The organism is Benzoatithermus flavus, assembly GCF_037908215.1.
Taxonomy (GTDB): domain Bacteria; phylum Pseudomonadota; class Alphaproteobacteria; order Geminicoccales; family Geminicoccaceae; genus Benzoatithermus; species Benzoatithermus flavus.
Genome location: NZ_JBBLZC010000010.1, coordinates 32656 through 57728, shown reverse-complemented (window position 1 = coordinate 57728; position 25073 = coordinate 32656). Strand labels below are relative to the sequence as shown.

General features: G+C 69.5%; 20 protein-coding genes. 13 read left to right on the top strand and 7 right to left on the bottom strand.

Annotated features, from left to right (window positions below):
* Positions 1–200 precede the first annotated feature (200 nt).
* From U1T56_RS11590 to rnd, 4 genes are all read right to left on the bottom strand, one after another.
* On the bottom strand, positions 201–929 hold the full coding sequence (locus U1T56_RS11590; RefSeq protein WP_418159634.1) for an endonuclease/exonuclease/phosphatase family protein: 729 nt from the start codon (positions 927–929) through the stop codon (positions 201–203).
* Between the two features lie 10 nt (positions 930–939).
* Positions 940–3066 carry a VTT domain-containing protein gene (locus tag U1T56_RS11585; RefSeq protein ID WP_418159633.1) on the bottom strand — a complete coding sequence of 709 codons (2127 nt, stop codon included), beginning with the start codon at positions 3064–3066 and terminating at the stop codon, positions 940–942.
* A gap of 93 nt (positions 3067–3159) precedes the next feature.
* A complete protein-coding gene (locus U1T56_RS11580; protein WP_418159632.1) occupies positions 3160–3969 on the bottom strand; it encodes an NAD-dependent epimerase/dehydratase family protein in 810 nt (269 codons plus the stop codon).
* Entirely contained in the window at positions 3966–5123 is a 1158-nt protein-coding gene (rnd, locus tag U1T56_RS11575) for a ribonuclease D (protein ID WP_418159631.1), read from the bottom strand. The genes U1T56_RS11580 and rnd overlap by 4 nt, the downstream gene beginning before the upstream one ends.
* Positions 5124–5238: 115 nt before the next feature.
* Here rnd and aspS point away from each other — a divergent pair, with 115 nt between their 5' ends.
* Positions 5239–7074 (top strand): aspartate--tRNA ligase, encoded by a 1836-nt coding sequence (aspS, locus tag U1T56_RS11570; protein ID WP_418159630.1) that lies wholly within the window; start codon positions 5239–5241, stop codon positions 7072–7074.
* Positions 7075–7113: 39 nt separating this feature from the next.
* Here aspS and U1T56_RS11565 read toward each other — a convergent pair whose 3' ends face one another.
* Complete coding sequence (locus tag U1T56_RS11565) at positions 7114–7581, bottom strand: hypothetical protein (RefSeq protein ID WP_418159629.1); 468 nt, start codon at positions 7579–7581, stop codon at positions 7114–7116.
* 344 nt (positions 7582–7925) lie between these two features.
* Here U1T56_RS11565 and U1T56_RS11560 point away from each other — a divergent pair, with 344 nt between their 5' ends.
* Complete coding sequence (locus U1T56_RS11560) at positions 7926–8708, top strand: DUF502 domain-containing protein (protein ID WP_418159628.1); 783 nt, start codon at positions 7926–7928, stop codon at positions 8706–8708.
* Here U1T56_RS11560 and recG read toward each other — a convergent pair.
* Positions 8655–10748, bottom strand: a complete 2094-nt coding sequence (gene recG / locus U1T56_RS11555; RefSeq protein ID WP_418159627.1) for an ATP-dependent DNA helicase RecG — start codon at positions 10746–10748, stop codon at positions 8655–8657. The genes U1T56_RS11560 and recG overlap by 54 nt on opposite strands.
* A gap of 94 nt (positions 10749–10842) precedes the next feature.
* On the opposite strand from recG, the gene U1T56_RS11550 reads away from it, so the two are divergent.
* The 8 genes from U1T56_RS11550 (at position 10843) to U1T56_RS11515 (ending at position 20291) form a co-directional block, all read left to right on the top strand.
* On the top strand, positions 10843–11109 hold the full coding sequence (locus U1T56_RS11550) for a succinate dehydrogenase assembly factor 2 (protein WP_418159626.1): 267 nt from the start codon (positions 10843–10845) through the stop codon (positions 11107–11109).
* The gene (gene mfd, locus U1T56_RS11545) at positions 11106–14654 is read left to right on the top strand and encodes a transcription-repair coupling factor (RefSeq protein ID WP_418159625.1); all 3549 of its coding nucleotides are present in this window, start codon (positions 11106–11108) and stop codon (positions 14652–14654) included. The genes U1T56_RS11550 and mfd overlap by 4 nt, the downstream gene beginning before the upstream one ends.
* 354 nt (positions 14655–15008) lie before the next feature.
* Entirely contained in the window at positions 15009–15938 is a 930-nt protein-coding gene (locus U1T56_RS11540) for a histone deacetylase family protein (RefSeq protein ID WP_418159624.1), read from the top strand.
* Between the two features lie 6 nt (positions 15939–15944).
* Entirely contained in the window at positions 15945–16220 is a 276-nt protein-coding gene (locus U1T56_RS11535; RefSeq protein ID WP_418159623.1) for an exodeoxyribonuclease VII small subunit, read from the top strand.
* Complete coding sequence (locus U1T56_RS11530) at positions 16217–17110, top strand: polyprenyl synthetase family protein (RefSeq protein WP_418159622.1); 894 nt, start codon at positions 16217–16219, stop codon at positions 17108–17110. The genes U1T56_RS11535 and U1T56_RS11530 overlap by 4 nt, the downstream gene beginning before the upstream one ends.
* A 25-nt stretch (positions 17111–17135) precedes the next feature.
* On the top strand, positions 17136–19064 hold the full coding sequence (gene dxs / locus U1T56_RS11525) for a 1-deoxy-D-xylulose-5-phosphate synthase (protein ID WP_418159621.1): 1929 nt from the start codon (positions 17136–17138) through the stop codon (positions 19062–19064).
* A 1-nt stretch (position 19065) separates the two neighbouring features.
* Entirely contained in the window at positions 19066–19509 is a 444-nt protein-coding gene (locus tag U1T56_RS11520) for a DUF488 domain-containing protein (protein WP_418159620.1), read from the top strand.
* A gap of 17 nt (positions 19510–19526) precedes the next feature.
* Positions 19527–20291: a TlyA family RNA methyltransferase gene (locus tag U1T56_RS11515; RefSeq protein WP_418159619.1), complete on the top strand. Its 765-nt coding sequence runs from the start codon at positions 19527–19529 to the stop codon at positions 20289–20291.
* Here U1T56_RS11515 and metC read toward each other — a convergent pair.
* Positions 20272–21435 carry a cystathionine beta-lyase gene (gene metC / locus U1T56_RS11510; RefSeq protein ID WP_418159618.1) on the bottom strand — a complete coding sequence of 388 codons (1164 nt, stop codon included), beginning with the start codon at positions 21433–21435 and terminating at the stop codon, positions 20272–20274. The two genes, U1T56_RS11515 and metC, sit on opposite strands and share 20 nt — an antisense overlap.
* A gap of 233 nt (positions 21436–21668) precedes the next feature.
* On the opposite strand from metC, the gene U1T56_RS11505 reads away from it, so the two are divergent.
* The 3 genes from U1T56_RS11505 to U1T56_RS11495 all read left to right on the top strand — a co-directional run bounded on the left by U1T56_RS11505 (position 21669) and on the right by U1T56_RS11495 (position 25060).
* The gene (locus tag U1T56_RS11505) at positions 21669–22697 is read left to right on the top strand and encodes an amino acid ABC transporter substrate-binding protein (protein WP_418159617.1); all 1029 of its coding nucleotides are present in this window, start codon (positions 21669–21671) and stop codon (positions 22695–22697) included.
* An 83-nt stretch (positions 22698–22780) separates the two neighbouring features.
* Positions 22781–23962: an amino acid ABC transporter permease gene (locus U1T56_RS11500; RefSeq protein ID WP_418159616.1), complete on the top strand. Its 1182-nt coding sequence runs from the start codon at positions 22781–22783 to the stop codon at positions 23960–23962.
* Positions 23963–23965: 3 nt separating this feature from the next.
* Positions 23966–25060, top strand: coding sequence for an amino acid ABC transporter permease (locus U1T56_RS11495; RefSeq protein WP_418159615.1), 1095 nt, complete (start codon positions 23966–23968; stop codon positions 25058–25060).
* The last annotated feature ends 13 nt before the right edge of the window (positions 25061–25073 follow it).

Genomic DNA, 25073 nt, shown 5'->3' with positions numbered 1-25073 from the left:
CACCGCCGGTCGCTTCAGGAAGCCGGCCGCTGCTCGCCGGTGAGCGTCCTCAGGGCGGCAAGCGTCGCGGCGAGCGAATGGCGCATGGGGCAACCCCCGAATTGGCGTGGCTCCGCAGCAGCGCGGCACGCGCGTTCGCGTCGCCGTCGATCGAGGATATTCTTTAGAATAATTCTAATATTGTTTTGATGCAAGTCAAATCATGCGCGGCAGGCTGGCCCGCTCGGGGCTCGACGTCCTGCGCGCGCCGGCCCAACCTCGACCCAGAGCGGCAGGTGATCGGAGGCGCAACGTGCCAGCGGCGAGGTTGCCACGATCGGGCCGGCGCGCACCACGGCCCCCTTCAGCGCCAGCCGGTCGAGGGCGAGGACGGGCAGCCGGCTCGGGAAGCTCGCGCGTGCCGCCAGCACCTGGGTCACCTTCCGTAGCCCGTCGAGCCGGCGCAGCCAGGGTCGCCACTCGTTGAGGTCGCCCGCGAGGACCAGCGGCCCGTCCATGCCGGCGACCCGTGCGGCGAGCTCGGCGAGCTGCGCCGAGCGCACGCTGCTCACGAGGTCGAGATGGGTGACGACGACGTTCCAGGTGGGGCCGTCGGGCTCCAGGATCTCGACCTCCATCCACCCCCGCCGCTCCCGCCCCTGCGCCGCGAACTCGGCCTCGGTCAGAAGCCGCAGCGGCCAGCGGCTCAAGAGCGCGTTGCCGTAATGGCCGATGTGCTCGCGCAGGAGCGGGCCCTCGACCAGCCCCATGCCGAGCCGGACGGCCAGGATCGTCGCCTGGTCGAGGCCGCCGCGGCTCACCCGGCTGTCCACCTCCTGCAGCGCCACGACGTCGGGCTCGAGCTGCTCCAGGACCGCCGCGATCCGGGCGGGATCGCGGCGGCCATCCGTGCCGACGCAGCTATGGATGTTGTAGGAGACGAGGCGCAAGGAGCGGCTTTCAGGCAGTGATGCGGCTGCGCCCCCAGCGCTTGAGCGCAGCGCCGCCGGCAATGAGGAGGGCGAGGCAGCCCAGGAGTACCACGAGCCCGAGCGGATCGGGCTTCCTGATCCAGTCGCCGAGCCGGTCGCCGAACAGGGTGGCGAGAGTGATGCCGGGAAGAAGGCCGAGTGCGCTGCCGATCACAAAGTCGCGCAAGGAAATCTCGGAGACCCCGGCCACGATGTTGACGATCGTGAACGGTGCGATCGGCACGAAGCGCAAGAGCACCACCGCGAGGATGCCATGGCTGCCCAGCCGGCGGCTGACGGCAGCGAGACGTCGGCCGGCGAGGCGGCGCACCCGCTCCCGGCCGAGCGCGCGGCCGAGAAGGAAGGTCGCGGCCGAGGCGATGATCGAGCCGAGAAGTGCGTAGACGAAGCCCAGAGCCGGCCCCATGGTGGCCGCGGTGAGCGCGATCAGGAGCGTGATCGGCATCAGGACCAGGCTTCCCAGCACGAAGGCCGCGAGCACGATCACCGCACCCAAGGGGCTCGCCCGATAATGCTCGGCCAGCGCGAACACGGCATGGAGCCGGTCCTCGAACCCCAGCACGTCGCTGCGCGCGAGGAGCGCCAGGATCACGAGCAGCACCAGAACGGCGCCGAGGCGCAAGAGACGCTGCCGCCAGTGATGCTGCCGGCGGGGTGTGACCAGGTGCTCTGTGACCTTGGCGGCGGTGAGCGGCTCGTCGAGATCCGCGAGTCGGGCCGGCGAGGCTACGAGCCGCAGCCAGGTCGGCAGGCTGAGGCGCAGCTCGCTCAGCCGCCCGCTCCGTTGGTCGACCACCGGCACGATCCGGTCGCCCGCCGCCGCGATCGCGGCCGCGACGGCCTCGGGTGTGGTCTCGAGATGCTCGGCCAGGAGCGTGTCGCGCAGGCGCCGGATGGCGCCGCGCACCGCAGCGTCCTCGGGCTCCGCCTCGATCGCGACGTCGATCTCGGTGTCGAGCCCCATCGAGCGATTGGCGAGGTTGGCCGAGCCCAGGCACAAGAAGCGGTCGTCGACGATCAGGAGCTTCGTGTGCACGTTGACGGCTATCCGCTCGCCGTCCTCGCTCCCCACCTCGGGGTAGAGCACGCGCAGCCGCTCGCTGCCGAAGCCGCTGCGCAGGCGGCGGATGAAGCGCGCCCGGCCCACGTCCATGACCGCGGTCTCGAGCAAGCCCTCGCAGCGCGTCGGTGTGATGATCACGGCCTCGAGCCCCGGTACCTGCCGGGCACGCTCGGCCAGCGCCGCCGCGATCCGGTCCGCCGTGAGGTACTGGTTCTCGATATAGACCGTGCGCTCGGCCGCGGCGACCGCGCGCGCGTAGAGCCGCTCGATCTCGCGCACGGGCGTCCAGCCGCGGCCCGAGGGACGGGTACGGGCGATCCCCACCGCCACGTCCCGGAACCAGGGTGCGACGTGATCGGGCCAGGGCGAGGGCGCATCGGCCGGTGCTCGTGTCGGCGGCAGGTCCTCGCCGCTCGCCACCCGCCAGCGCTCACGGGCGAGCTCTTCGAGGTCGGCCGCGACCGGGCCCTCCAGCATCAGCATGAGATCGTGGAACGGGGGGCGCTCGTCGTTCGGACCGATGCCGCGCCGCGGCTCGCGCGGCCGGTGCGCCGGGGTGTCCCAGCGGCCGGCGGTGAGGTCGATGCCGCCCACGAACGCGAGCCTGCCGTCGATCACCACGAGCTTCTCGTGGTGGCAGCCACCCGCGGGATGGCAGGCATCGAGCCGGAACCGCACCCGATCGCCCGTGCGCAGATCGAAGCGCCATTGCGGCAGAAACTGGCGGTCGAGGCTGTAGAACAGGATCCAGTCCCAGATCAGAAGCCGGACCTCGAGCTCCGGCCGCTCGGCCGTGAGCCGGTCGAGCAGCCGGTCGAGCGGCTCGCCCTGGGGCGGATCGAGCACGAGGTCGGCGTTGATGTCCCAGCCCAGGACGAAGACGCTGTGCTTGGCCGCTTCCAGCGCCCGCGCGAGTGCCGCGAAATAGGCGGCACCGTCCACGAGCGGTGCCACGCGCGTGGCGAGGCTCCGCCGCCAGCAGGCAGCGGGGTCGGCGAGGATGGGCGAAGGTCGGGTTTCGGCCTCGGGCAAGGTCGGCTCGCGCGGCAGGTCGGCAGGGAGGCGCAGACGATGAGCCTAACGGAAGAGGCGCTGCCGGGGTTCCGAGGTCCGGGAGCGCTCGGGTCAGCGCCGGTAGATCTCCTGCCGCAGCCGCTGGCCGATGGCGAGCGTGTGGCGGCGCAGATCCTCGAGGCTGCAGCCTTCGCCGCCGAGCAAGGCTTTCAGGTTGCGCGTGTCGAGGACGAAGGAATCGCGCTCCTCCGGACTCTCGACGACGAGTCGGCCACGGCCGTAGCCCTCGATCAGCCATAAGGCCAGTTTGCCTGTGGGGAGCGCCACGCCCGAGCCGACGTTGAGCACACCGCCCGGCGGGCGCCGCGCGATCTCGGCGAGCCAGCGGGCGCAGAGCTCCACGGGCAGGAAGTCGCGCTGGACGAACGGGCTCATGTCGAAGCGGATCTCGTCGCGCCGCGACAGGCCGATCAGGGCCTGGGCGAGAAAGCTGTTCCGGCCCGAGATCCGCTCGTAGCCGAAGATGTTGGCGAGCCTGAGGCGCGTGAGCCGCCGGCCCAGCACCTGCGAGAGCGCGTGCTCGAGGGCGAGCTTCTGCCGGCCGTAGAGATCGACGGGACCCACCCGGTCGATCTCGTTCAAGGGATTGACGGAAGGTGCGTAGACCTTGCGCGTGCCGAGGCTCACGAAGCTCACCCGCGCTGCGGCGGCTCGGTGCGCCAGCGCCAGCTCGGCATCGTCGTCGGGCGACCAGGCTTCGGTGCCGAGCGCCGGATGACGCCCTGCGAACAGGACCGTCCGGACCCCGCGCAGCAGCGAAGGATCGTGCACGGCCTCGTGCCCGACGAGCCGGACCTCGTCGGGTCGCATCGCCTGGGCGACGGCCCGGCCGATGAACCCGCGGCCGACGATCAGGATCACGATGCAGCCGTCCCCTGCTCGAGCCGGATGACCGCCGGCCGCCGGCCGCGCACGGCGAGGGCGAGGCGGCCTGCCTTGAGCGCCAGCGCATCCTCGCCGAAGATCTCGCGCCGCCAGCCGTGCATGGCGGGCACGTCGGCCCGATCGTCCACGGCGATGGCCTCGAGGTCGGCCGTGCTCGCGACCAGGCGCTGCGCCACCTCGGCCTCCTCGCAGCGATACTTCAGGAGAACGCGCAAGAGATCGACGATGGGGCCGATGCCGCGCGGCAGCACCACGGGTTCCGGGAGCTGCGGCAGCGCCGCACGCGGCAGCGCCATGACCTCGCGGATCGCGGCCACGATGGCCGCGGCCCCCTCCTTGTCGACGCTCACCCGCTCGAGCGAGCGCAGCTCCTCGACGGTCTGCGGCCGGTTCGCCGCCACCTCGAGCAGGAGGTCGTCGCGGATGATGCGCGCGCGCGGCAGGTCGCGCCGCTGCGCCTCGCGCTCGCGCCAGGCGGCCAGCGCCTGCACGATGGCGACGAAGCGGCCGTCGCGCGAGCGGAGCTTCAGGCGCTTCCACGCCTCCTCGGGCGGGTTCTCGTAGAGCCTGGGATCGAGCAGCGCTTCGAGCTCCTCCTGGACCCAGCCCATCCGCCCGGCCTTCTCGATCCGGGCATGGAGGCTCTCGTAGATCACCCTGAGATGGGTCACGTCGCCGAGCGCGTAGCGGATCTGCGCCTCGGTCAAGGGCCGCCGTGCCCAGTCCGTGAAGCGCGAGCTCTTGTCGAGCTGGGCCTTCGCTACCTTGTTGACCAGGGTCTCGTAGGCGACCTCCTCGCCGAAGCCGCACACCATGGCCGCGACCTGGGTGTCGAAGAAGGGGTGTGGCAACTGGCCCAGACGATGGAAGATCTCGAGATCCTGGCGTGCCGCGTGCATCACCTTGAGCACGGCCGGATCGGCCATCAGCGCCAGGAGCGGGGCGAGATCGATGCCGGGGGCGAGCGCATCGATCGCCACGGCCTCCTTCTCGCCCGCGACCTGCACGAGGCAGAGCCGCGGCCAGTAGGTGCGGTCGCGCATGAACTCGGTGTCGACCGCAACGAAGCGCTCCTGGCGCATGCGGTCGCAAAATGCGGCAAGAGCTCGGGTATCCGTGATCAGCGGCATGGGGCAGATATCATCTCGGGTCTGTCACCTCGCTTGACACCACATCCGCTCTCGTGACCTTTACCCGCCGTCTCGGCCTCGGGCCGGACCACGTGGTTCAGCGACGGAAACGAGCATGCATCCTTATCGTACGCACCGCTGCGGCGATCTCAGAAAGAGCGACGTCGGGATCGAGGCGCGCCTCAGCGGCTGGGTACACCGAAAGCGCGACCACGGCCAGCTTCTCTTCATCGATCTGCGCGACCACAGCGGCCTCACGCAGCTCGTCTTCCATCCAGGGACACCCTCCTTCGCCGCGGCCGAGGGGGTGCGGCTGGAGAGCGTCGTCACCGTCACCGGCAAGGTGGTGGCGCGCACGCCCGAGACCGTCAATCCGTCGCTGCCCACGGGAGAGATCGAGCTCGTCGCGGGCGAGATGATCCTCGAGTCCGAGGCCGAGCCGCTGCCGCTCCAGGTCAACAGCGACCGCGACTACCCCGAGGAGACCCGGCTCAAGTACCGCTTCCTCGACCTCCGGCGCGAGAAGATGCACCGGAACATCATGCTGCGCTCGGCGGTCATCGCGAGCATCCGCCGGCGGATGACGGAGCAGGGCTTCACCGAGTTCCAGACGCCGATCCTCACGGCGAGCTCGCCCGAGGGGGCGCGCGACTTCCTCGTGCCCTCGCGCCTGCATCCAGGCAAGTTCTATGCCCTGCCACAAGCGCCGCAGCAGTACAAGCAGCTCTACATGATCTCCGGGTTCGATCGGTACTTCCAGATCGCCCCCTGCTTCCGGGACGAGGACGCCCGCGCCGACCGCAGCCCCGGCGAGTTCTACCAGCTCGACATCGAGATGAGCTTCGTCACGCAGGACGACGTGTTCGCCGCAGTCGAGCCCGTGATGCACGGCGTGTTCACCGAGTTCACGGACTGGCACGTCACCCCGCCGCCGTTCCCGCGGATCGCGTTCCGCGAGGCGATGCTGAAGTACGGCACCGACAAGCCCGACCTGCGCAACCCCGTCGAGATCGCCGACGTGACGGAGGTGTTCCGCGGTTCCGGCTTCAAGGTGTTCGCCGGTGCGATCGAGAACGGGGCGGTGGTGCGCGCCGTGCCGGCCCCCGATGCGGTCGGCAGGCCCAGGAGCTTCTTCGATCAGATGGTGGCCTACGCGCAGAGCCTGGGCGCGCCGGGCCTGGGCTGGGTCACGCTGGTCGAGGACGAGGCGAAGGGCCCGATCGCGAAGTTCCTCGAGCCCGCGCGGCTCCAGGCCTTGCGCGCGGCCGCCGGCCTCACGACCGGCGATGCCGTGTTCTTCGTCTGCGACAAGGCCGATGCGGCGGCCAAGCTCGCGGGCCAGATCCGCACGCGCGTCGGCGAGGAGCTCGGGATCGTCGAGAAGAACTGTTTCCGGTTCTGCTGGATCGTCGATTTCCCGATGTACGAGTGGGACGAAGAGAACAAGCAGATCGCCTTCTCCCACAACCCGTTCTCGATGCCGCAGGGCGGGATGCACGCGCTTCAGAACCAGGACCCGCTCGACATCCTGGCCTACCAGTACGACATCGTCTGCAACGGCATCGAGCTGAGCTCGGGTGCCATCCGCAACCATCGCCCCGACATCATGGCGAAGGCGTTCGAGATCGCGGGCTACGGCCGGGACGTGCTGGAAGAGAAGTTCGGCGGCATGTTCCGGGCCCTGCATTACGGCGCTCCCCCTCACGGCGGCATAGCACCCGGTGTCGACCGGATCGTCATGCTCCTCGCCGATACGCCGAACCTGCGCGAGGTCACGGCCTTCCCGCTCTCGCAGCGCGCCGAAGAGCTCCTCCTGGGTGCTCCCAGCCGCGTGAGCGAGAAGCAGCTCAAGGAGCTGCACCTCCAGCTTTCGCTGAGCGCCCGGGAGAAGCTGCGCGAGGAGGACGAGCGTGCCAAGGCTACCCTGATCGACGTCAAGCCCCACTACTAGGAAAGGGCGGTCGAGGCGCTGCCCCGGGCCTGGCCGGGCTCAGCTCGCCGCGCGCTGCTCGGCCTGCAGGAAGGCCCGAAGGTCGTCGGCGGCGCGCTCGAGGAAGGTGAGGACGCGCGCCTCGCCGTAATCGTAGAAGACGTCCGTCGGATCGGTGGCGACCTGGGCACGGAAGCGGGCGATCGCCAGGTCGAGCATGGCCTGGACTCCGTCGAGCGTGCAGGCCGGGGTGGTGAGCAGGACGTTCTCCAGCTCCTCGATCTGCCGGTCGAGCTGCTCGAGCTCGCGCTCGAGCTCGTCGAGGCCGGCCTTGCGCTCGGCTTCGGAAAGGTCGCTCATGAACTGCCGGATCTCGGCGGCGCTCATGCCGGCGAGCTGCAGCGGTGCCAAGGCCCAGTCCGGCAGGCTGCCGCGCAGCTGCTCCTGGCGCTCGGCCAGGGCGGCGCGCTTTCGCTGCAGCTCGCCGATGCGGCGGATCAGCAGTGTCGCGTTGGTGATGACCGTCATGTTCCCCTCCATCCGCTCCCGGAAGCCTCCAGCACCCTTTTCGCCCCTTGGAGATCCGAAGCGGGTTCTCGCCGGTCGGAGCGGTGATCTTGCGTGCCGTCTCGATTAATGCGTTCGGGAACATCGGTGTCAACAATTCTCATTTTCATTTACTTATTAGGGAACTTGCCTAAAAGATCGCAGGCATTTTAGATAATTTTGCCGGCTTCGGATTCGGCTCGGATGCCATCAAATGACCGTGGGCGACAGTCGGGCGCGGCCCTTCCGCTGGAGCGGGCGGTTGCCTAGCGGTTTCGCGGCGCTATGCTGCGAGCCGTCGGGATGGGCAGGTCGGAACGTTTGCGATGGCGGGAAACGGCGAGGAGACGGCAGCCAGCGGGCACGGGCGGGGGGAGGCGCACGCGGCGAGCGAGCGCAAGTCCTTTCCGCATCGCCTGAGAAATTATCTCTTCGCCGGCATCATCGTCGCGGCACCCATCGGCATCACCCTGTTCATCGTCTGGCACGTGCTGCGCTACTTCGACCAGACGGTGAGTCAGTTCATCCCGACCGCCTACAACCCCGAGACCTACCTGCCGTTCGCCGTGCCCGGCATCGGCCTCGTCGTGATCCTGGGCCTCCTCGTCCTGATCGGCTGGTTCGCGGCCGGGATCGCCGGGCGGACCATCATGCAGACCGGAGAATGGCTGCTCGACCGCACGCCGATTGTGCGCGGCATCTACGGCACGCTGAAGCAGCTCTTCGAGACCATGCTCTCGCAATCCTCGCGCAGTTTCCGCGAGGTGGTGATGATCGAATATCCACGCCCCGGCATCTGGTCCCTGGGCTTCGTCACCGGCGAGGCCACGGGCGAGATCGGGCGGCGGCACGGCGGCGACCTCCTCTCCGTGTTCGTGCCCACGACGCCGATTCCGGCCTATGGCTTCCTTCTGTTCCTGCCGCGGGACGAGGTGGTGCATCTCGACATGAGCGTCGAGGACGGCATGAAGCTGGTCATCTCCGGCGGCATCGTGATGCCGCCGGAGCGTCCCCAGCGCGAACCGGCGCGTCCGCCGCGTGACGACGAGCGTCCCTCAGCCGGCGGCGAGCAGCCGCACGGCGTCCTGACGCTCGAACAGGTGCAGTAGGAGCCGGAGCGCCCGCCCGCGCTCGCCCGAGAGCGTGGGGTCCTCCTGCAGCGCCCGGTCGGCTTCGGCCCGCGCCAGCGGCAGGAGGCCGGCATGGCGCTCGAGATCGGCGAAGCGGAACGCCGGCAACCCGCTCTGGCGTAGGCCCAGCACCTCGCCGGGGCCGCGGAGCCGCAGATCCTCCTCCGCGATGCGGAACCCGTCCTCGGTCTCCCGCAGGATCGCGAGCCGGGCGCGCGCGGCCTGGCTCAAGGGCGGATCATAGAGCAGGAGGCAGGCCGAAGGCCGCTCGCCGCGGCCGACGCGTCCGCGGAGCTGATGAAGCTGGGCGAGGCCGAAGCGCTCGGCATGCTCGATCACGATGATGCTGGCGTCCGGCACGTCCACGCCGACCTCGATCACCGTCGTGGCGACGAGGAGCCGCGCGTCGCCGCGCGCGAAGGCCTGGATTGCAGCCTCCTTGTCGCGGCTCGACAGTCGGCCGTGGACCAGACCCACGATGCCGCCGAACCGCTCGCTCAAGAGCCGGTGCCGCTCGATGGCCGCCATGGCGGCGGCGGTCTCGCTCTCCTCGACGAGCGGGCAGATCCAGTAGATCCGCTCGCCACGGGCGAGCGCGCGGGCGGTGGCCTCGATCACCTCCTCGACCCGCTCGTTCGGCACCGCCGCGGTCACGATCGGCTTGCGGCCCGGCGGCTTGGTCACGAGCTTCGCGGTGGCGAGATCGCCATAGGCCGCAAGGACGAGGCTGCGCGGAATCGGGGTCGCCGTCGTGAGCAGCACGTCGACGGCATGGCCCTTGCTCACGAGATCGAGCCTTTGGCCCACGCCGAAGCGGTGCTGCTCGTCGATCACGGCAAGGCCCAGATCGTGGAAGGTCACGGCCTCCTGGAACAGGGCGTGGGTGCCCACCACGAGCGGCAGCGAGCCGTCGGCGAGGCGCTCCAGCGTCCGGCGGCGGCGGGCCGTCGGCTCCTTGCCGGTGAGCAGCGCCACCTCGAGCCCGAGCGGGTCGGCGAGTGCCGCCAGCGTAGCGGCGTGCTGCTGCGCCAGCACCTCGGTCGGCGCCATCAGCGCCGCCTGCGCGCCGGCCTCGACCGCGCGCAGCATGGCGAACAGCGCCACCACCGTCTTACCGCTGCCGACATCGCCCTGAAGCAGGCGCAGCATCGGGCTCGGCGCGGCCATGTCCGCACCGATCTCGGCGATCGCTCGCTCCTGGCAGGACGTCAGCGGAAAGGGCAGGGAGGCCTCGAGCCGCCGCCACAGCTCGCCGCTGCCGGCGAGCGCCCGTCCCGGCAGCCGCGAGCGCGCGGTGCGGACGAGGGTAAGCGCGAGCTGGTTCGCGAGCAGCTCGTCGAAGGCGAGCCGCAGCCGCGCCGGCGAGGCCGGATCGAGATCCTCCGGCGTCGCCGGCCGCTGCGCGATGTGGAGCGCTTCGGCCCAACCGGGCCAGCCCTGCCGCCGCAGCTCGGGCGAGAGCCATTCCGGCAGCTCGGGCACGCGCGCCAGCGCCGCCCGCACGACGTTGCGCAGCCGCCCCTGCGTCAGGCCCTGGACCAGGGGATAGACCGGCAGCAATCCTTCGCCGATGCGGCGCGGGTCGAGGAGGTCGGGATGGACCATCTGCCAGCGGTCGCCGAAACGGCCGAGCTGGCCGTGGATCAGCACCTCGCTGCCGATCGCGAAGCGATTGCCGAGGAAATCGCCCTTGGTCCGGAAGAAGACGAGCTCGATCCGCTCGCCGGCGGCGCGCGCCTGGATGCGGTAAGGGGCCCGCTTGTCCGGCGGTGCGGCGCGATGTCCCTCGATCCGGGCGCGGAGAGACACCATTTTGCCGTCATCGGCCGGACCCAGCCGCTCCCGTGGCGTCGGATCGACGGCATCCGTGGGCAGATGGCCGAGGAGATCGAGGCAGCGCGGCTGACGCCGGCCCAGGAGACGTGCCAGCGCGTCCCCGACCGCCGGGCCGACGCCCGCAAGGCCGCTCACGGGCGCGAACAGGGGATCGAGCACGTGCGGGCGCAGCCCGTCGGCCATCGCGGGCTGCGGCTTGGCCGACGCCCGGCTTTGAGCTAGATCGCGGGTCTCGTCGGCAACCGGCATGGTCGAGTCAGCGGGCTGGAGTGACGACATGAGCGAGACGGCACGAGACATCCGGCGCAAACGGCTCTTGCATCGTAGCCGGTATCGGGGGGTGAAGGAGAGCGACCTCCTGTTCGGGCAGTTCGCGACGACCTGGCTGCCGCTCCTGGACGACGCCCAGCTCGATCGCTACGAGGCGCTCCTAGGCGAGCCCGACCAGGACATTCTCGCCTGGATATATGGGCGCGAGCCGGTCCCGCCCCAACACGACAACGACGTCTTTCGGATGTTGCGCAGCTTCGAGCCTTCGGTGTGAACGAGCTTTCCCCCGTGATCGCGGCCGGCGCCGAGCCGGCCGTCAGCTCCGACGAGAATCGTCCTGCCGGGCGGGTGGATGCTGTCCTCCTCGCCAACGCGCCCGAAGGCCTGGAGGCGGTCTATCTCGCCTCCCGTCTCCGGCGCGGGCGGGCGAGCACCATCCTGCACATCGCCCGCGACCGGCCGCGCATGAGCTTCATCGCGAATCTCGTGCGCTTCTTCGCGCCCGAGATCGAGATCGTCAGCTTTCCGGCTTGGGACTGCCTGCCCTACGATCGCATCTCGCCCAACACCGCCATCATGGCGGAGCGGCTGCGCGCGCTCGCCCGGCTCGCCGCGGGGCCCGGCGAGAAGCCGCGCCTCGTCCTGACCTCGGCCAACGCGATCCTGCAGAAAGTGCCCCCACCCGAGCGCGTGCGCGCCGCCCACTTCCGCCTCGAGGCGGGGGCGCGCGTGGATCGCGACGCCCTCGTCGCCTATCTCGAGCGCAACGGCTATCACCGCACGAGTGCGGTGGTGGAAGCCGGCGACTACGCCGTGCGCGGCGGCCTCGTCGACATCTACCCGAGCGGGCTCGACCAGCCCGTCCGCCTCGACTTCTTCGGGGCGGTGCTCGAATCCTTGCGTACCTTCGATCCGCTCACCCAGCGCTCGACCGGCAAGATCGCGGCCCTCGAGCTCATGCCGGTGAGCGAGGTGCTCATGGATACGGCCGCGGCCGAGCGCTTCAAGGCCGGATATTTGCGCCAGTTCGGTGCCGTCACCGGCGACCCCCTGCTCGAAGCCGTCGAGGCCGGCCGCAGCTTCCCCGGTATGGAGCACTGGCTGCCGCTGTTCCATCCCGATCTCGTCCCGCTCACCGCCTATCTCGAGGACGACTGCGAGATCGGCCTCGACCATCTCGCCATGGACGCGATCCGATCGCGGGCGGCGCTGATCGGCGAGCATTACGAGGCGCGCCTGCAGCCGCCCGCCGCCGGCACCAGCTTCGGCACCACGCCCTACCGCCCGCTGCCGCCCGAACTGCTCTATCTCGACGAGGGCGGCATCGAGCGCACGCTGGAGCCGCATACGCGCCTGCAGTTCTCGATCTTCGGCCCCCCACCGCGTCCGCCCGCCGGGATCACGGCGGTGAAGGACCTGGGCGGCCATCCCGCGCGCGACTTCGCCCGCGAGCGCGCCGACCGCTCGATCAACCTGTTCGACGCCATCGTGGCGCACCTCGAGGAGCTGATCGCGGCCGGCGAGAAGCCCTTGATCGCCGCCTACAGCGAGGGGGCGGCCGAGCGGCTGAAGCAGGTCCTCGCCGATCATGGCTTCGACCGCCTCACCCGTGTGCAGCGCTGGACCGAGGTGCCGAAGGTGGCGGGGGCGGCGATCGCGGTCCTGCCGCTCGAGCGCGGCTTCAGGACCAGGACCATCCACATCCTGGGCGAGCACGATCTTTTCGGCGACCGGCTCGCGAACGTGCCCAAGCGCAGCCGCCGCGCCGCCGACAAGTTCATCCAGGACGTGACCGCCTTGAGCGAGGGCGACATCGTCGTCCACGCCGAGCACGGCATCGGCCGCTTCGAGGGGCTGGTGACGCTCGAGATCGGCGGCGCGCCCCACGACTGCCTGAAGCTCGTCTACCAGGGCGGCGACAAGCTGTTCGTGCCGGTCGAGAACCTCGACGTGCTCTCGCGCTACGGCCACGCCGACCAGGAGGTCGTCCTCGACAAGCTGGGCGGCGTCGGCTGGCAGGCGCGGAAGGCCAAGGTCAAGGAGCGCATCAAGGAGCTGGCCGAGGAGCTGATCAAGATCGCGGCCGAGCGGGCGACGCGCAAAGGGACGGTGCTCGACCTGCCGCCCGGCATCTACGAGGAGTTCGCGGCCCGTTTTCCTTACGAAGAGACGGAGGACCAGCTCGCGGCGATCGAGGCCGTACTCACCGACATGGCCTCGGGCCGGCCGATGGACCGGCTCATCTGCGGCGATGTCGGCTTCGGCAAGACGGAAGTGGCGCTGCGCGCCGCGTTCGTGGCCGCCATGTCCGGGAAGCAGGTGGCGCTGCTGGCGCCGACGACGCTCCTCGTCCGCCAGCACTACCGGCTGTTCGCGACCCGCTTCGAGGGCCTGCCGGTCCGGGTGGCGCAGCTCTCGCGCTTCGTGAGCGCCAGGGAGGCGGCCGAGGTCAAGAAGGCCCTGGCCGAGGGTCAGGTCGACATCGTCATCGGCACGCACGCCCTTCTCGGCAAGGGGGTGAGCTTCAAGAACCTGGGCCTCGTCGTCATCGACGAGGAGCAGCATTTCGGCGTGACCCACAAGGAGAGGCTGAAGCAGCTCCGCGCCGAGGTCCACGTGCTCACCATGACGGCGACCCCGATCCCGCGCACGCTGCACATGGCCTTGGGCGGGATGAAGGATCTCTCGATCATCGCCACACCGCCCGTCGACCGGCTCGCCGTGCGCACCTTCGTCATGCCGGCCGATCCGGTCGTCCTGCGCGAGGCGATCCTGCGCGAGCATTATCGCGGCGGGCAGACCTTCTACGTCTGCCCGCGCGTGGCCGACCAGCCGAAGCTCCGGCAGGACCTCGAGAAGCTGGTACCCGAGGTCAAGATCGGCATGGCCAACGGCCAGATGGCGGCCAAGGACCTCGAGCAGGTCATGGGCGACTTCTACGACCGCAAGCTCGACCTTCTGATCGCCACCAACATCATCGAGAGCGGCCTCGACATCCCGACGGCGAACACGCTGATCGTGCACCGCGCCGATCTCTTCGGCCTCGCCCAGCTCTACCAGCTCCGCGGCCGTGTGGGCCGCTCGAAGGTACGCGGCTACGCCTACTTCACCGTGCCGGCGCAAAAAGCCCTGGCCGAGACCGCGGAGAAGCGCCTGAGCGTCATCCAGTCGCTCGACGGGCTGGGAGCGGGCTTCCAGCTCGCGAGCCACGATCTCGACATCCGGGGTGCAGGCAATCTCTTGGGCGAGGAGCAGTCCGGCCAGATCCGCGAGGTCGGCTTCGAGCTCTACAACCACATGCTCGAGGAGGCGGTGGCAGCGCTCCGCGAGCGGCAGGCCGGCGAGCCGGCCGAAGCCGAAGCGCCCTCGGAGTGGACGCCGCAGATCACGATCGATGCGGCGGCGCTCATGCCCGAGAGCTACATCGGCGACATCGACCTCAGGCTGTCGATGTACCGGCGTCTGGCTCACCTCACCACACCCGAGGAGCTCGATGCGTTCGCGGCCGAGCTCGTCGACCGCTTCGGCAAGATGCCGCCCGAGACGGAGCAGCTCCTGCAGATCGTGGCGATCAAGCAGCTCTGCCGCCGGGCCAACGTGGTGAAGCTCGACGCCGGCCCCAAGGGCATCGTGCTCGCCTTCCACGAGAACCGGTTCGCGAAGCCCGAGCGGCTCGTGCGGCTGATCGCCGAGAGCAAGGGCCAGATGAAGGTCCGGCCCGACCACAAGCTGGTCTATCTGCGCGAGACCAGGAGCCCGGCCGAGCGGCTGAAGGCGGCAAGGAAGCTGATGAGCGATCTCGCCCAGCTCGCGGCCTGAGCTCGGGACCCGGCTCGGAGCTCGTGCCAATGTCGGCCCGATCCGGTTCGGGACTACCCGATGGAAATCGGATCCATGCCCGCACTTCCAAGGTGCGAGGCGGGCTGCGCCGCCGCGGGTAAGCGAGCGCGGCCGACGGCATCTCCCAACACTTTGCCCCTACCGCCTCGCCGATCTCCCGCGCTTCGACTGGCACCCGACGAACCGCCACGGCCTCGACGAGACGGGCCGACGCGCCATCCGGCTCCGCGCGGCAGGGGGAAACCACGCCGCAGGGCGGCGCCCTTGCCTCGGCCTCCACGGGGGTCGATAACGTTCCACAGGAGCGAGGATCGCGTGGGGAGGCGTCGGGCGATGACGGTTCTGTTCTACACCCATCCGGTGGCGCAGCAGCACGATCCCGGTCCCGGCCATCCCGAAGCGCCGATCCGGCTCAAGATGATCCTGCGCTGCCTCGAGGAGGCGACGGTTCCGGGCCTCGAGCGGCGGGAAGCGCCGCTCGCGACGCTCGAGCAGATCCAGCGCGTCCACCCCGAGCTCCACACGAGCCGCATTCTCGCCGCCGTGCCGCACGAGGGCTATGTGCGGATCGACAGCGACACGGTCCTGAACCCTCATTCCGGCGAGGCGGCTCTGCGCGCCTCCGGTGCGGCCTGTGCTGCCGTCGACGCCGTGATGGCCGGCGAGGCGAAGCGGGCCTTCTGCGCCATGCGCCCGCCCGGCCATCATGCCGAGCCGATGACGGCGATGGGCTTTTGCCTCTTCAACCACGTCGCGGTCGCGGCCATGCAGGCGCGCGCGGTGCACAAGCTCTCGCGCATCGCCATCTTCGACTGGGACGTGCACCACGGCAACGGCACCCAGGACACGTTCTTCGACGACCCCGACACGCTCTACGTCTCGACCCACCAGTCGCCGCTCTATCCCGGCACCGGCCACGTCGGCGAGCGCGGCATCAAGGGCAACATCCTGAACCGGCCGCTGCCCCCCGGAACCGGCAGCCAGGCCTGGCGCAAGGTGGTCGAGCGCGACGTCCTGCCGGCGATCGACCGCTGGCGGCCCGAGCTGATCCTGATCTCGGCCGGCTTCGACGCCCACGCCGAGGACCCGCTCGCGAGCTTCGCCCTGTTCGAGGAGGACTTCGCCTGGGCGACACGTGAGCTGGTCAAGCTCGCTGAGGCCCATGCGCAAGGAAGGATCGTCTCCGTCCTCGAGGGCGGCTATGATCCGGCGGCGCTCGCACGCAGCGTCGTCGCCCACCTCAAGGCGCTTGCGGAGAACTGAGACACGATGGCGGAGCCCTTCATCGGCCCCGAGCAGGGGAACGCGGCCACGCGGCCGGTGGCGCAGATGAGCTTCGAGGAGGCCTTGGCCGAGCTGGAAGCGATCGTTCAGAAGCTCGAGCGCGGCCAGCTCGACCTCGAAAGCTCGATCCGGGCCTACGAGCGCGGCACGGCGCTGCGCCAGCATTGCGCGGAGAAGCTGCGTCAGGTGCAGCTCCGGGTAGAGAAGCTCACGCTCGAGCGCGATGGCACCCCGAAGCTGACGCCGTTCGAGGAGCAATGAGCACGGTCCTGCTCGAGGCGCGGATGGCGACCGTCGCTGCCGCCGTCGAGGTCGAACTCGCGGCCCTCCTGCCGGCGGCGGAGGGCGCTCAGGCCCGCCTCAACGAGGCCATGCGCTACGCTGCGCTCGGTGGCGGCAAGCGGCTGCGCCCGTTCCTGGTCGCGGCCACGGCCGAGCTGTTCGGCATCACCGGTGCCGCCCCCATTCGCGTGGGGGCTGCCGTCGAGCTGATCCACGCCTATTCGCTGGTCCATGACGACCTGCCGGCCATGGACGACGCGGCGCTCCGCCGCGGCCGGCCGAGCTGCCACCGCGCCTTCGACGAGGCCACCGCCATCCTCGCCGGCGATGCGCTGCAGGCACTGGCCTTCGAGGTGCTGGCGCGCGACGATTACGGTGCCGATCCCGGCCAGCGCTGCCGGCTCGTCCGAAAGCTCGCCGAGGCCTCGGGGGCGCTCGGCATGTGCGGTGGGCAGATGATCGACCTTCTGGCCGAACGGCAGGAGCTGACCGTTGCCGAGATCACGACGCTCCAGCGCCTGAAGACCGGAGCGATCATCGGCTTCTCCTGCGAGGCAGGTGCTGTCCTCGGCCGGGCTGGATCCGCCGAGACGGAAGCGCTTCGCGGCTATGCGCACGATCTCGGCCTCGCCTTCCAGATCAAGGACGATCTCCTCGATCTCGAAGGCGACAGTGCGGTCACCGGCAAGGATTCCGGTCGCGACAGCGAGGTCGGCAAAGCCACCTTCGTGCGTCGCCTGGGCGTTGCCGGCGCCAGGGCCAAGCTCGAGGAGCTGCGCCGGTCGGCATTGGGTCGCCTTGACATTTTCGGTGACAGCGCCAGGGTTCTGGGTCAACTCTTCGCCTTCGTCATCGACCGTCGATCCTAGCTTCATCGCGAGAGGCCCCCGCCATATGCCCTCGACGCCGCTCCTCGACCAGATTCACGAGCCCTGTGATCTGCGCCGCGTCTCGCGCGAGAGCCTGCAGCAGGTAGCGGACGAGCTGCGGCGGGAGACGATCGACGCGGTCTCGGTGACGGGCGGCCATCTCGGGGCGGGGCTCGGCGTGGTCGAGCTCACGGTAGCGCTGCACTACGTCTTCGATACGCCGCACGACCGGCTGATCTGGGACGTCGGCCACCAGGCCTACCCGCACAAGATCCTGACCGGCCGGCGCGACCGCATCCGCACCCTGCGTCAGCCGGGCGGCCTCAGCGGCTTCACCCGGCGGGCCGAGAGCATCTACGACCCGTTCGGGGCGGCGCACAGCTCGACCTCGATCTCGGCCGGCCTCGGGATGGCGACGGCGGCGAGGCTCGACGGCATCGAGCGCAACGTGATCGCCGTGATCGGCGACGGTGCGATGAGCGCCGGCATGGCCTACGAGGCCATGAACAATGCCGGGGCGATGAAGTCGCGGCTGATCGTCATCCTCAACGACAACGACATGTCGATCGCCCCGCCGGTGGGGGCGATGAGCGCTTATCTCTCGCGGATGATCTCGAGCCACGAGTACCGGACCTTCCGGCACATCGCGAAGCAGCTCACCAAGGCGTTCCCCAAGCGCCTGCAGCAGGCGGCGGCGCGCGCCGAGGAATATGCCCGCGGGCTCGCCACCGGCGGCACGCTGTTCGAGGAGCTGGGCTTCTACTATATCGGTCCGCTCGACGGCCACAATCTCGACCATCTGATCCCCGTCCTCGAGAACGTGCGCGACGACGCCGGCAAGGGGCCCGTCCTCATCCACGTCGTGACCCAGAAAGGGAAGGGCTACCCGCCCGCCGAGGCCGCGGCCGACAAGTATCACGGTGTGAACAAGTTCGACGTCGTCACCGGCGCGCAGCACAAGGCCAAGTCGAACGCACCCTCCTACACCTCGGTGTTCGCGAAGGCGCTCGTGAAGGAAGCCGAGATCGACGACCGGATCGTGGCGATCACGGCCGCCATGCCGTCCGGCACCGGCCTCGACCTGTTCGAGAAGGCGTTTCCCGAGCGCTGCTTCGACGTCGGCATCGCCGAGCAGCACGCCGTCACCTTCGCGGCCGGACTCGCCGCCGAGGGCTTCCGGCCGTTCTGCGCCATCTACTCGACCTTCCTGCAGCGTGCCTACGACCAGGTCGTCCACGACGTCGCGATCCAGAACCTGCCGGTACGCTTCGCGATCGACCGGGCGGGCCTCGTCGGCGCCGACGGGCCGACGCACGCCGGCAGCTTCGACGTCGCCTATCTCGGCTGCGTGCCGGGCATGGTGATCATGGCGGCAGCCGACGAGGCCGAGCTCGTTCACATGGTGGCGACTGCCGCCCGCTTCGATGCCGGCCCGATCGCCTTCCGCTACCCGCGCGGCGAGGGTGTCGGCGTCGATCTCCCGGAGCGCGGCGAGGTGCTGCCGATCGGCAAAGGTCGCATCGTCCGCGAAGGCACGCGGGTGGCGATCCTCTCCTTCGGCGCGCGCCTGCAGGAGGCGCTGAAAGCCGCCGACGAGATCACCGCCCGCGGCTATGCCACCACCGTGGCCGACGCCCGCTTCGCGAAGCCCCTGGACCGCGACCTGATCCGCCAGCTCGCCCGCCATCATCAGGTGCTGCTCACGGTCGAGGAGGGCTCGATCGGCGGCTTCGGCAGCTTCGTGCAGCAGTTCCTGCTGGACGAGGGCCTGCTCGATGCCGGCAGGCTCCGGCTGCGCAGCCTGGTCCTGCCCGACCGCTTCATCGAGCACGGCACGCCCGCCGGCATGTACGAGGAGGCCGGGCTCAACGCGTCCGGCATCGTCCGGCGCGCGCTGGAGGCGGTCGGTCACGACCGCGCCACCGTCATCCGGCCGGTTGCCACGCGCGGTTGACGTGACCACCGTCTTCACGATCGGCTACCAGGAAAGCACGCTCGATGCCGTGCGCGAGACCCTGGCCGCAGTCGGGGTGAGGCTCCTGGCCGACGTGCGGGCGGTCACGGCCTCGCGTCGGCCCGGCTTCTCCAAGCGCCAGCTCCGGGCCGGACTCGCCGCAGGCGGCATCGACTATCTGCACCTGCGCGACCTCGGCACGCCGGCCGAAGGCCGGCTCGCGGCGCGCACGGGACGCTACGAGGACCTCCGCCGCATCTACGAGGAGCATCTCGCCACCCCGGCAGCACAGGCCGAGCTGGAGGAGCTCGTCCGCCTTGCCGCCTCGGACCGGCCGATCTGCCTGCTCTGCTTCGAGCGCCGGCCCGAGCACTGTCACCGCCGCATCCTGGCCGAGCGCCTGCGCGAGCGGCTGGGGGTCGAGATCGTGGACCTCCTGCCCTGAGCGGCTCCGGCCGGACCATGCGCGAGCAGCCGGCGCCTCGTGCCGGAAAGCTCCGCCTCGACCAGCTCCTGGTCGAGCGCGGCTTGGCCGAGACGCGCAGCAAGGCTCAGGCGCTGATCCTGGCCGGGCGCGTGTTCGCGGGCGAGGAGCGGCTGGACAAGCCCGGCACCGCCGTGCCGTCCGATCTGCCGCTCACGGTGCGCGGCGGCGATACCTACGTCTCGCGCGGGGCGCACAAGCTGATCGCGGGCCTCGACGCGTTCGCGATCGACCCCGCGGGCCGCGTCTGCCTCGACGTGGGTGCCTCGACCGGCGGCTTCACCGATGTCCTGCTCCGCCGGGGTGCTGCGCGGGTCTATGCCGTCGACGTCGGCTACGGTCAGCTCGACGCGCGGCTGCGCAGCGATCCGCGCGTCGTCGTGCTGGAACGGGTCAACGCCCGCCATCTCGGTATCGGGCAGGTGCCGGAGCCCGTCGATCTCGTCGTGTGCGACGCGAGCTTCATCTCCCTGAAGCTCGTGCTCCCGGCCCCTCTGGCACTCACCCGAGCGGACGCAGCACTCGTGGCGCTGATCAAGCCGCAGTTCGAGGTCGGCAAGGGCCAGGTCGGCAAGGGCGGTGTGGTGCGCGATCCTTCGCTCCACGAGGCCGTGTGCGCCGAGATCCGGGGCTGGCTCTCGCGCCTTCCCGGCTGGGAGGTGCTGGGGATCGTGCCGAGCCCGATCCTGGGCCCGGCCGGCAACCGCGAGTTCCTGATCGGCGCTAGGCGGCAGCCCGCCTGAGTCGGTTCAGCCCGGCCTCGAGATCGGCGATCAGGTCCTTCGTGTCCTCGAGCCCGACATGAATGCGCATCGGCACGCCATCCGTGCGCCAGGGCACGGCGGTGCGGCAGGTCTCGGGATGGGTCGGGATCAAAAGGCTCTCGTAGCCGCCCCAGCTATAGCCCATGCCGAAAAGCTCCATGCCGTCCAGCATGGCGGCGAGCGCTGTCCTCGGGCACGGCTTGAGCACGAAGCCGAACAGGCCGGAAGCGCCCAGAAAATCGCGTCGCCACAGCGCGTGGCCGGGATCGCCGGGCAGGGCAGGGTGGAGGACGCCCGCTATCTCGGGCCGCCCCCGCAGCCACTCGGCGACCTCGATGGCGCTCCTCTGATGCCGCTCGAGCCGGGCCGAGAGCGTGCGCAGGCCCCGCAGCGCCAGATAGCAGTCGTCCGGAGCGGCCACGGTCGCGACCTCCATGACTCCGCGCCAGACGCGCTCGTAGGCCGCCTCGGTGCAGGTGACGATCCCCATCATCAGGTCGGAATGACCGCCGATATACTTGGTCGCCGCCTGGATCGAGATGTCGACCCCGTGCCGGAACGGCTTGAAGTAGAGCGGCGAGGCCCAGGTATTGTCCATGACGACGAGAGCGCCCCTGGCATGGGCGGCCTCGGCGATCGCCGGGATGTCCTGGACCTCGAAGGTGAGCGAACCCGGGCTCTCGGTGAACACGACCTTCGTGTTGGGCCGGATGAGCTCGGCGATGCGCCCGCCGATCAGGGGATCGTAATAGCTGGTCTCGATGCCGAAGCGGGCGAGGGTGGCCGAGCAGAAATGGCGCGTGGGCGCATAGACCGAATCGGTGACGAGGAGATGATCGCCGCTCTTCAGAAGGGAGAGCAGGGTGGCCGTGATCGCGGTCTTGCCCGAGCCCACCGCGATCGCCCGATCGCCGCCTTCGAGCCGGGCCACCGCCTCCTCGAGCGCGAAGGTCGTGGGCGTGCCGTAGCGGCCGTAATAGACCCCGCGGTCGGGCCGTGCCGCCTCGAGCGCGTCCAAGGTCGGGAACAGGATCGTGGATGCGTGATAGACGGGCGGATTGACCACGCCCGCATGGCGCTCGGGCTCGCGTCCGGCCATCGTCACCAGGGTCGCATCGTTCATTGCTCGCAGATCCTTGCTGACTGCTGATCCCTTGCGCCTCGCTGGCGCCCGATAGCACGCGCCGTCGCGAACGCAAATCCGGCACCGGCCGAGGCCCTGCCGGTCGGTTTGCCCGTTGGCAGCGGCGGGACAGTCTGTCACAGTCCGGCCACGCTTCCGGGCGGGGAGAGGCGCTCCCGCCAGGGTGGGCCGGCCGGATCGGCCCGGAAAGAACGAGGTTAAGGAGGACAGGCATGCGTCTATCGGCTCTGCTCTTGGCAGGTGTCGCTGCGGCGGGGGTGTTCGCGGCGAGCGGAGCGCAGGCGGGACAGACCTTCGAGAACGTGAAGAAGAAGGGCTTCGTGCAGTGCGGGGTGAACGTCTCGGGCCTGCCGGGCTTCGCCACCGTGGACGCGCAGAACAACTGGTCCGGCCTGGACGTCGATCTGTGCAGGGCCGTGGCAGCCGCCGTGTTCGGCGATGCCACGAAGGTCAAGTACACGCCACTCAACGCCAAGGAGCGGTTCACGGCGCTCCAGTCGGGCGAGATCGACGTGCTCTCGCGCAACACGACCTGGACCAGCTCGCGCGACAGCGCGCTCGGGCTCGATTTCCCGGCCGTCAACTACTACGACGGCCAGGGCTTCATGGCGAAGAAGTCCCTGGGCGTGAAGAGCGCCCTCGAGCTCGACGGCGCCTCGGTCTGCGTCCAGGCCGGCACCACGACCGAGCTCAACCTCGCGGACTATTTCCGCGCCAACAACATGAAATACACCCCCGTCGTGTTCGAGAACAACGACGAGGTCAACAAGGCCTACGATGCCGGCCGCTGCGACGTGCTCACCACCGACCAGTCCGGCCTCTACGCCACCCGCGTGAAGCTCGCCAACCCCGACGACCACGTCATCCTGCCCGAGATCATCTCGAAGGAGCCGCTCGGCCCCGCGGTGCGCCAGGGAGACGACGAATGGGCCGACGTGGTCCGTTGGACCTTCTTCACCATGCTCCAGGCCGAGGAGTTCGGCATCACCAGCAAGAACGTCCAGCAGGTCAAGGCCGAGACCAAGAACCCCGACATCCAGCGTTTCCTCGGCGTCATCGAGGAGAAGGGCAAGGAGCTGGGCCTGCCGAACGACTTCACGGTCAAGGTGATCGAGCAGGTCGGCAACTACGGCGAGAGCTTCGACCGGAACCTCGGGCCCAACACGCCGCTCAAGATCCAGCGCGGCCTGAATGCGCTGTGGAAGAACGGCGGCCTGATGTATAATCCGCCGTTCCGCTGAGACGGATCGGGCGGGCGGTCCTCGGGGCCGCCCGCCCGGCGAGCACCTCGGGGAGGAGAGCGATCGGAGGAGGCAGTCCGCTGATGCGGTCCGAGTTGGCGACGAGCGAAGTTCCGCGGGTCCCGTTCTACCGGGATCCCCGCATCCGTGCGTTGTTCTATCAGCTTCTGGTAGTGCTGTTCGTCGTCGGCGGCACCGCCATCCTGATCCACAACACGCTCTTGAACCTCGCCCGTCTGGGTGTCGCCAGCGGCTTCGGCTTCCTCGCCCGGCCGTCCGGCTTCGACATCGGCCAGCATCTGATCGACTACAGCGCGCAGTCGACCTTCGGCCGGGCGTTCCTGGTCGGCTTCATCAACACGATCATCGTGGCGATCCTGGGCATCGTCCTCGCCACCATCATCGGCTTTCTGATGGGCATCGCCAGGCTCTCCCACAACTGGCTCGTCTCCAGCCTCGCCACCGTCTACATCGAGGTGGTCCGCAACATCCCGCTGCTTCTGCAGCTCCTCCTCTATTACGCGATCATCGTCCACGCCCTGCCGCAGCCGCGCGAGAGCGCCACGCTGTTCGATGCCATCCTGCTCAACACGGGCGGCCTGTTCCTGCCCCGGCCGCTGCCGCAGCCAGGCTTTTGGCTCTGGGTCGCGATCGTCGTTCTGGCGCTCCTTGCGATTCCGGTCGTCATGAAGCTCTCGACCCGCCGCCGCGAGCTCACCGGACACGCGCTGCCGACGACCCCGATCGTCATCGGCCTTCTGCTCCTGATCCCGGCGGGCTATTTCCTCACTGGCCGGCCGCTCGCCTTCGACTACCCGCAGATGGGCCGGTTCCGCCCGAGCGGCGGGCTCGTCGTTCAGCCCGAGTTCGTGGCCCTGGTCGTGGGCCTCGCCATCTATACCGGCAGCTTCATCGCCGAGATCGTGCGCTCGGGCATCCTCTCGGTGAGCAAGGGCCAGTGGGAGGCGGCGCTCTCCTTGGGCCTCAGCCGCGGCCGCACGCTCCGCCTCATCGTGGTGCCGCAGGCCCTTCGGGTGATCATCCCACCCCAGACCAACCAGTACCTCAACCTCACCAAGAACAGCTCGCTCGCGGTCGCGATCGGCTATCCCGATTTCTTCAACATCGCCGGCACCATCAACAACCAGACCGGGCAGGCGGTCGAGGTGGTCGCGATCACGATGGGGGTCTATCTCGTCTTGAGCCTGCTCACTTCCGTGTTCATGAACTGGTACAACGCGCGCATGGCGCTGGTGGAGCGCTGAGCCATGGCAACCGAGTCCCTGTCCCTGGCCCCGCCGGTCGCCGAGCGTCCCGGTCCGATCGGCTGGACCCGGCGGAACCTGTTCGCCACGCCGTTCGACGTAGCGCTCACGATCCTGATCGCGCTCTTCCTGCTCTGGATCGTCCCGCCGCTCGTGCGCTGGGGCGTGGTGGACGCGAGCTTCACCGCCCCCAACCGCGACCTGTGTCCGGCCGACGGCGCCTGCTGGGGCATCGTGCGCGACCGCTTCCACCAGTACCTGTTCGGCCTTTACCCGGTCGATCAGTACTGGCGGATCTTCGCGGGCGGCCTGCTCCTGATCCTGGGCTGCGTGCCGCTCGCGGTGCGGCGCTTCCCGCACAAGGTCCTCTACGGCGTCGCCTTCATGGTGATCTATCCCTACGTCGCGTCCTGGCTGTTCGAGGGCGGCGGACCGATCCAGCCCGTGATCGACACGCCGTTGTGGGGCGGCCTGTTCCTGACCCTCATCATCTCGATCGTCGGCATCGTCGCCTCGTTTCCGATCGGCATCGCGCTGGCGCTGGGGCGGCGCTCGACCATGCCCGTGATCCGGGCGCTCTGCGTCGCCTTCATCGAGCTCGTCCGCGGCGTGCCGCTCGTCACCGTGCTGTTCATGGCCTCGGTCATGCTGCCTTTGTTCCTGCCGCCGGGCTGGAGCATCGACAAGCTGATGCGGGCCCTCGTCGGCGTGTCGCTGTTCTCCGGTGCCTACATGGCCGAGGTGATCCGCGGCGGCCTCCAGGCGCTGCCCAAGGGCCAGTACGAGGCGGCGAGCGCCCTGGGCCTCACCTACTGGCAGAGCATGCGGCTCGTCATCCTGCCGCAGGCGCTCCGGCTCGTGATCCCGGGGATCGTCAACTCCTTCATCTCCCTGTTCAAGGACACCTCGCTCGTCTTCATCATGGGCCTCTACGATCTCTTGGGCATCTCGCGGCTGATCGTCACCAGCAAGGAATGGCTCGGCCACGACATCGAGAGCTACATCTTCGCCGCCTTCGGCTTCTGGATCTTCTGCTTCGCCATGTCCCGCTACAGCCAGCGCCTCGAACGGCGGCTGCACACGGGCCATCGGCACTGAAGGCGGGGCGAGG

Excerpts from the sequence above, each read along its gene's own strand:
- rnd (WP_418159631.1), bottom strand. The coding sequence starts at position 5,123 with ATGCCGCTGATCACGGATACCCGAGCTCTTGCCGCATTTTGCGACCGC.
- aspS (WP_418159630.1), top strand. The coding sequence starts at position 5,239 with ATGCATCCTTATCGTACGCACCGCTGCGGCGATCTCAGAAAGAGCGAC.
- U1T56_RS11565 (WP_418159629.1), bottom strand. The coding sequence starts at position 7,581 with ATGACGGTCATCACCAACGCGACACTGCTGATCCGCCGCATCGGCGAG.
- U1T56_RS11560 (WP_418159628.1), top strand. The coding sequence starts at position 7,926 with ATGGCGGGAAACGGCGAGGAGACGGCAGCCAGCGGGCACGGGCGGGGG.
- recG (WP_418159627.1), bottom strand. The coding sequence starts at position 10,748 with ATGGCCGACGGGCTGCGCCCGCACGTGCTCGATCCCCTGTTCGCGCCC.
- U1T56_RS11550 (WP_418159626.1), top strand. The coding sequence starts at position 10,843 with ATGAGCGAGACGGCACGAGACATCCGGCGCAAACGGCTCTTGCATCGT.
- U1T56_RS11540 (WP_418159624.1), top strand. The coding sequence starts at position 15,009 with ATGACGGTTCTGTTCTACACCCATCCGGTGGCGCAGCAGCACGATCCC.
- U1T56_RS11535 (WP_418159623.1), top strand. The coding sequence starts at position 15,945 with ATGGCGGAGCCCTTCATCGGCCCCGAGCAGGGGAACGCGGCCACGCGG.
- U1T56_RS11530 (WP_418159622.1), top strand. The coding sequence starts at position 16,217 with ATGAGCACGGTCCTGCTCGAGGCGCGGATGGCGACCGTCGCTGCCGCC.
- dxs (WP_418159621.1), top strand. The coding sequence starts at position 17,136 with ATGCCCTCGACGCCGCTCCTCGACCAGATTCACGAGCCCTGTGATCTG.
- U1T56_RS11515 (WP_418159619.1), top strand. The coding sequence starts at position 19,527 with ATGCGCGAGCAGCCGGCGCCTCGTGCCGGAAAGCTCCGCCTCGACCAG.
- metC (WP_418159618.1), bottom strand. The coding sequence starts at position 21,435 with ATGAACGATGCGACCCTGGTGACGATGGCCGGACGCGAGCCCGAGCGC.
- U1T56_RS11505 (WP_418159617.1), top strand. The coding sequence starts at position 21,669 with ATGCGTCTATCGGCTCTGCTCTTGGCAGGTGTCGCTGCGGCGGGGGTG.
- U1T56_RS11500 (WP_418159616.1), top strand. The coding sequence starts at position 22,781 with ATGCGGTCCGAGTTGGCGACGAGCGAAGTTCCGCGGGTCCCGTTCTAC.
- U1T56_RS11495 (WP_418159615.1), top strand. The coding sequence starts at position 23,966 with ATGGCAACCGAGTCCCTGTCCCTGGCCCCGCCGGTCGCCGAGCGTCCC.